Genomic DNA, 6,616 nt, shown 5'->3' with positions numbered 1-6,616 from the left:
CAAACCCATTTTAGAAGTTGCTCATTGTTCCGTCGGTTCCTTAGCGAAGCGGCGAACCGACGGTAGGTCAACTGCGCGACAGCCAAAAACAGGCCTTTGCCTGAAAAAGGACAAAACGAACCCAATTCGCTGTAATTAACAAACGAGCATCGCATTACACGTAATTTTTGAAAATAAAATGTGGATAACACTGATATTTGGGGATGCAGGTAAGCCACAAAAAACTATAACGACTTCACTGACAAATGTGTAAATTACAAAACAGATCGTTTAGTTCTAATATCAGGGGTTTGTTTATGGCTTACTATATAGTAAAAATTTTGCTAACCACCGCATCAATTATAGCCATCTCGGAGATTGCCAAACGCAGTTCATTCTTTGGAGCATTACTGGCTTCCATTCCACTAATTTCTGTGCTGGCAATGCTCTGGCTATACATAGAGACCAAAGATGTATCAAAAATCAGTTCATTGTCGATGGGTGTTTTCTGGCTTGTCATACCATCATTGACTTTGTTTTTGACATTGCCTGTATTCTTGAAACAAGGCTGGAATTTTTACATCAGCCTTACAATATCAATGGGGCTTACCGTAGCATGCTATTGGCTGATGATCACAATCCTGAGTCATTTTGGTGTTAAGCTGTAATCGATAACGTAAGGTAACCCATCTGAAAGGGGCAAAGTTCCGTGCGGTGGGTTCCCCGCAATCGCGATTTTCGGAAACGCAGGGATTTCGACCTATGGATCATTTGGGAAATAATTACGCGGAAATTGTTATAGATTGCTATCCCTATGTCCAAAAATAACTTGACACAATTTCTATAAGTTGTTATCTTTCTCGTGTGGGGAGGTTCCCTTGCCCCACCTCAATTTATAATAATCCTCACCGCTCACCGGGAAAAGTATGCATTAAAATATAAATAAAAACCTTTAGCAAGGAGTGGTATCATGTGGCATAAAGTAATTTTAGTCATGATTGCGGTTCTATTTTTATTGGCCGCGGGATCGCCGGTCTCGGCTTACGATCCGAGGACAAGAATTCCTCGTACCCAACCTTCAAACGACGAACATCCCTGGGGTGATGAAAACTATACTAATACTCAGCCGATTATGGGAGTCGATCAAGTTTCTGTTATTTCGGAGCGTTATTTCCTGATTACAATATCAGTGCAAAATGCGTGGGATAATGCCATCGACAAAGCCAGGGAAATATTCGGTTTGTATGAATCCCAGCCAAAAGAAACCTCGGTTTCAGAAACTAAATCATTGCGATTTTACAACTCCCGGAAACCAGTGACGATGAGGAAAAGGTAATCATGAGTCAAACTTTAAACAGGAAATCGGATGTCCGATTTGAATTGTTGCGGCAGCTGTCGCAATCGATTCAGCGAGGAGATACTTCCGGTGGTCTGCGTATGGCGAAAAATGCGCACCAGAAGATGACCGCCGAGAAAGATCTTCTGGCCGGACAATTTCGGTGTCTTGAAGCAAAGCTCTGGCTTTTATCCGGTGATTACCATAAGTCCCTCACGTCAGCGCGCGTGTCAGCTTCATATCTGACGCCTTTTGGCGAATCGGAAGAACTGGCCGAAGCGTTTTTAATAGCAGGGAAATCATTAATTAATATCGGTAATTACCGCGAAGCGGAGACAGCATTATTAGACGCCGATTCACTTTACCGCAGGACCGACAATGATGCCGGTCGAATAAACGCGGTCAACCAATTAGCCCGAGTTAGTTTTATCCATGCCGAGTACAAGAGCGCCTTGAAATATTTGCTCGAAGCGATAAAGCTCGCGGAAAAAACGGGCGACCGCAAAAAACTCGCTTTTCTGTGGGGTAACCTCGGACGAGTATATACATTCCTGGGTAACTTCAAAAAAGCCAAAGAGTCTCTCAAAATAGATCTTCAGCTATGTGAAGAATTTGAAAATGAGAGTGAAAAAGCAAAGGCCTTGTTATCCCTCGGCTATATTGAGATGCAGCAGGAGAGATATGAAAAAGCCGAACAGCGTTACGATGAAGCCAACTCAATTCTTAGACGGCTGGACATGAAGCGCGAGCTCATCATCTGCCGGACGTATTATGGTGAGTTGAGGCTGAAGTGCGGAGATTTGTCCACGTCCAGGCGCTTATTAAACGAGGCGGCCGAGGCGGCACGAACGATGGCTCCCGAATCATCGCTCCTGGTAATGCCGCTGCGGCTTCTGGCAGAGCTTGAATTAATCAACCGTAATCTTAGTTCAGCGTCGCGATTGGCCAATAAGGCTTATGATTTGGCTCGCAAAATCAATGAGCCTATCGAAAAAGCCTGCGCACTAAGGCTCATTGCGCAAATAGCCTTCGCCAAAAAACCGGAATGCGGCAATACCATTGAGAAAAGCCGGCAAACATTCTTAAAGGTTCTGGAAATTCTGCATGACTATAATGCCCGGTTTGAGTTGGCGGAAACTCTGGTAATAATGGCTGAATGCGGAACCAGTTCTCAACGCAGGCGGTTAGCCAACCTCTTCCGAGCGGGCGATATTTATAATCGATTGGGAATTGAGTCAAAGCTGGAAAAAACTCAGGCTCTTATCAATCAATCTGAGGTTTCTGCCGCTCCGCAAAAACCGTCAAAACCGAAGTCCGACCCGAAGTTGCCCACGATTATTACTATCAACTCCCGCATGGAAAAAATAATGGAGCAAATAGCCCTGGCAGCCAAATCAAGATTGCCTGTCTTACTAATGGGCGAAACCGGAACCGGCAAGGATTTATTGGCTAAATATTATCACGCTCATTCCGGCCGTACCGGTGATTTTGTAGCGGTAAACTGCGCGGCCTTTCCCGATACGCTTCTGGAGGCCGAACTTTTCGGATACCGCAAAGGAGCCTTTACCGGGGCCGGTGCTGATAAAGAGGGGCTTTTGCATCGGGCCAACGGAGGGACATTCTTCCTCGATGAAATCGGGGAAATGTCGCTCATATCGCAGGCGAAACTATTAACGGTAATTGAAACTTGTCGGGCCCGACGATTGGGCGCAACCGAAGAGGAAAGCCTGGATATCAGGTTTATTGCCGCCACCAACTGTAACCTGACCGAAATTGTAGAAGCCAATACTTTCCGAAGAGATCTTTTTTATCGCTTGAGCGGAATCAGTTTTAAGATTCCGGCGCTTTCGGAAAGACCGGAGGATATTCCGCTACTTTTGAGGTATTTTCTTGAAAATGAAAACGCTCTGGCTGAAGGCCAGACTCTCGATCCGGAATTGATAAATCAGTTTAGTTCGAGATCATGGCCGGGAAACATCAGACAGCTTGAATCGGAAGTCAAAAAGCTGGTGCTGTTTTCAGAAGTCGCTCGGGAGGATTCACTGGGAAATCTGGCAGAAATTCTGGTCCAGAACGACGAAGACAACGAAACGGCGTCCCTGATGAATCAAGTTGAACAGTTCGAGAAGGCGTTGATTATAAAGGCACTGCGTAAATCGGGCGGAAACAAATCGCTCGCCGCACGGACCCTGTCTATTCATGAATCAACGCTTCGGGCGAAAATGAAGAGATACGAACTGAACATGAGCATGATTTCGTAGATTCGTACGAGTAACCACACTTCTTGCTAATAAGGGTAAGTTCTTACTTATTAAGGGCTTATCCTTTTTTTTTATGTCCGGGTCGTAAAAACAGACGAATTTGATATTTTGCCACGTGTTACGACCTATTTTTATAATCGCTTGTTTTTTAATAAGTTGTGGGGTCCAATTGACTTGTATTTTAAAAAGGCACAGGTGTTGCTATAAGTTTAAGTGTCATTTTAAGCTCCTTTTGCGCTGCTTTAATAGTCCTTTTTTCTCGGTTGGCCACCCGTACTTGAGGGGAGTACGGGGGGCCATTTTAATTTGTAAAAATTTATTTTTTTCCGTTTTAATAAAATGATTGTATGAAGTTATAAAGAACTATATTTTAGAGAGACTATGAAGATCAGCCGCGCGTTTTTACTCGTAATATTAATTGCCACCGTTGTTTGTGCCGATCCTGAGACGGATAAACAGGAGTCATTTCATCTGTCACTTTTGGACGGAGAATGGGCTGGGACGGGTGAAGCCGTTATCCCTATGACAAAAATCCCGATTTCACTCGAAGGCGAAGCGATTTTCAAGTATGATTCTTCAAAAGGATATCTGTGGACTTCGATTATCGCCAAAAAATTCTTTTTTTCTTATGCCGATTCGGGGCATTTATATCACGACCCCAAAACCGACTCAATTATCTGGGAAGTGTGGGACGGGTTCGGTAAATACGGAAAATATCACGGTAAATTGAATAACCGCAAGCTCAAAGGAACGCTCGTTAAAAAAACGCGGCGATTTGATATTGAAATCGATTTCGTGACCGACGATAGTCTGACTTTTTATATGACTAGCCAAAAACAGACGGATGAAATCCGACCCCGAGCCAATATCATCCTCTGGCGCGTCAAAAAATAAAATATCCATTTTATTCCCTAACGCTGTTGAGTCCCCCAGCAATTATTTATATATATACGCCCATGGAAGATTATCATAAAAACAGAAGAGAAGATTTGAAAAGCATGCCCAAAGAAAAGCTGATTGGTATGCTCGAAGACGCCGCAAAAAACTGGCTGGCGCATGATGGATTATGGTTTTTGACGGTTGAGGCAGAGCATGGAATGGAAAACGCTATCGCTCACGATACGGCCGCCTGGGAAAAATTCACCGTCATCGAAGCGCGGCGGATTAGGAAACATCAGGGTGTCGAGCCGAATTCCGGTTTGGAAGGACTGAAGAAAGCGTTGAAATATCGCCTCTATGCCCATCTTAATGTTCAGGAAATTGTCGAGGAAACGGAAAACAGTTTTGTATTTCGAATGAACGATTGCAGGGTACAATCGGCTCGAAAAAGGAAGGGACGTCCTGATTTTCCATGCAAGCCGGTTGGATTGATGGAGTACGCCTTATTTGCCTCAACAATCGACTCCCGAATTAAGACGGAATGTGTTTGTTGTCCGCCTGATTCGCACCCCGATGAATACTATTGTTCCTGGAAATTTTCCATTTAAATAGCAAAACGGCCGGTTTGGGGACCCGGCCGTCTGCTCTTGCAGGGGCAATTAAGGCAAGGAGGTTACCATTTGCCGAAACCTTCGGGGGGAAGTATCCGGCAAATCAGAACACATTGTATCAAGAGAGTCATTCCTTGATGTGACACAATTAGTGCTCCATTATCTTTAACAATAATATCCGAGGGTGGTTCCGCCAATTTTTGGTTTTTTAAATTAAAAAGGTAAAATTAGGTCATATTTTTTGAGATTGATTTGAGGGTCAAAAATTATATATTACGGTTACTTTGCTCGGTTATAACTTAGTTTTAACGATAACTTAGAAATTTATCGTAATTAATCGTAGATTAAGAATTGAGGCTCATTTGGATTCGACACGATTGCAGAATATTCAGGGGGAATTGGCCCGTTTGGGCCTGGATGGTTGGCTGATATATGATTTTCACGGTCAAAATGATATCGCCGTTAGTTTTTTGGAGTTAACCGGAATAATTACCCGCCGCTCATTTTATTTTATACCGGCCAGCGGACAACCAATCGCTTTTATTCATAATATTGAGAAAAAACCGTTTGAATCTTTGCCCGGACGCAAATTTTATTACTCATCATATCGCTTGCTTGAAGAAGAACTGGCCCGAGAGCTGAAAGGCAAAAAGCGTCTGGCGATGGAATATTCCGAAAAAGGTCGGTTGCCGTATATCGGAAAAGTTGATGCCGGCACTCTTGAATTGATTCGTTCATTTGGCGTTGAAGTTGTAACTTCGGCCGATTTGGTCGCGAAATTTGACGCCTGTTTGACCCCGAATCAGATTATTATGCAAAAAGAGGCGGCGGAAAATATAAACCGCGTTAAAGATGAGGCCTTTGCGCTTATTAAAGATAGATTAAACAACAGCGAGACTATAACCGAATATGAAGTTATCCGATTTATCATGGATAAATTTTCCCGGGCGGATATGACGACCGATCATCCTCCGATTTGCGCTGTCGGTCCCAACGCCGGAAATCCGCATTACGTCCCGACCGCCGAAAATTGTGCCGAAATTAAAAAAGACAATCTGGTCTTAATCGATTTATGGGCCAAATTACAAAAACCAAAATCGGTTTTCGCGGATATAACCTGGATGGCTTATACCGGCAGCGACCTGCCGGATGAGTACACCAAAAGTTTTTCGCTGATTTGCATGGCTCGCGACGCCGCGATTGATTTTTTGATCACTAACTGGGGGCAGAAAAATATTTTTGGGTATCAGGTCGATGATGTTTGTCGGGGGGTGATCGCGGCTGATGATCAGGGGAATTATTTTACGCATCGTACCGGACATTCGATTGCCGGATCGGTTCACGGTCCGGGGCCGAATATTGATAACCTTGAAACCGAAGACCGCCGTCTTTTGATGCCGGGGCATCTGTTTTCGATTGAGCCTGGTTTGTATTATAAGGATTTTGGCGTTCGGACGGAAATTGACGTATTAATTGATGAGACCGGTCCGGTTATTACCACCCAGCCGGTTCAGGAAGAAATTATCCGTTTGTTCGCCTAATGCGCGACT

Annotated in this window: 6 protein-coding genes; all 6 read left to right on the top strand. The window is 44.1% G+C overall.

The features are described 5' to 3' along the window. Positions 1 to 296: 296 nt before the first annotated feature. On the top strand, positions 297 to 647 hold the full coding sequence (locus V3V99_05000; protein MEE9442007.1) for a DUF3147 family protein: 351 nt from the start codon (positions 297 to 299) through the stop codon (positions 645 to 647). Between the two features lie 302 nt (positions 648 to 949). After that, positions 950 to 1,315 carry a hypothetical protein gene (locus V3V99_04995; protein ID MEE9442006.1) on the top strand — a complete coding sequence of 122 codons (366 nt, stop codon included), beginning with the start codon at positions 950 to 952 and terminating at the stop codon, positions 1,313 to 1,315. A gap of 2 nt (positions 1,316 to 1,317) precedes the next feature. After that, positions 1,318 to 3,576 (top strand): sigma 54-interacting transcriptional regulator, encoded by a 2,259-nt coding sequence (locus tag V3V99_04990; GenBank protein MEE9442005.1) that lies wholly within the window; start codon positions 1,318 to 1,320, stop codon positions 3,574 to 3,576. 381 nt (positions 3,577 to 3,957) lie between these two features. Beyond that, positions 3,958 to 4,470, top strand: coding sequence for a hypothetical protein (locus V3V99_04985; protein ID MEE9442004.1), 513 nt, complete (start codon positions 3,958 to 3,960; stop codon positions 4,468 to 4,470). A gap of 104 nt (positions 4,471 to 4,574) precedes the next feature. Beyond that, complete coding sequence (locus tag V3V99_04980; protein ID MEE9442003.1) at positions 4,575 to 5,063, top strand: DUF6125 family protein; 489 nt, start codon at positions 4,575 to 4,577, stop codon at positions 5,061 to 5,063. Between the two features lie 365 nt (positions 5,064 to 5,428). Beyond that, positions 5,429 to 6,607 carry a M24 family metallopeptidase gene (locus tag V3V99_04975; GenBank protein MEE9442002.1) on the top strand — a complete coding sequence of 393 codons (1,179 nt, stop codon included), beginning with the start codon at positions 5,429 to 5,431 and terminating at the stop codon, positions 6,605 to 6,607. Positions 6,608 to 6,616: the final 9 nt, after the last annotated feature.

Source organism: Candidatus Zixiibacteriota bacterium, from assembly GCA_036480375.1.
GTDB lineage: Bacteria > Zixibacteria > MSB-5A5 > GN15 > JAAZOE01 > JAZGGI01.
The sequence above is the reverse complement of the archived record's forward strand: the minus strand, read 5'-3'. Positions and strand labels throughout refer to the sequence as shown.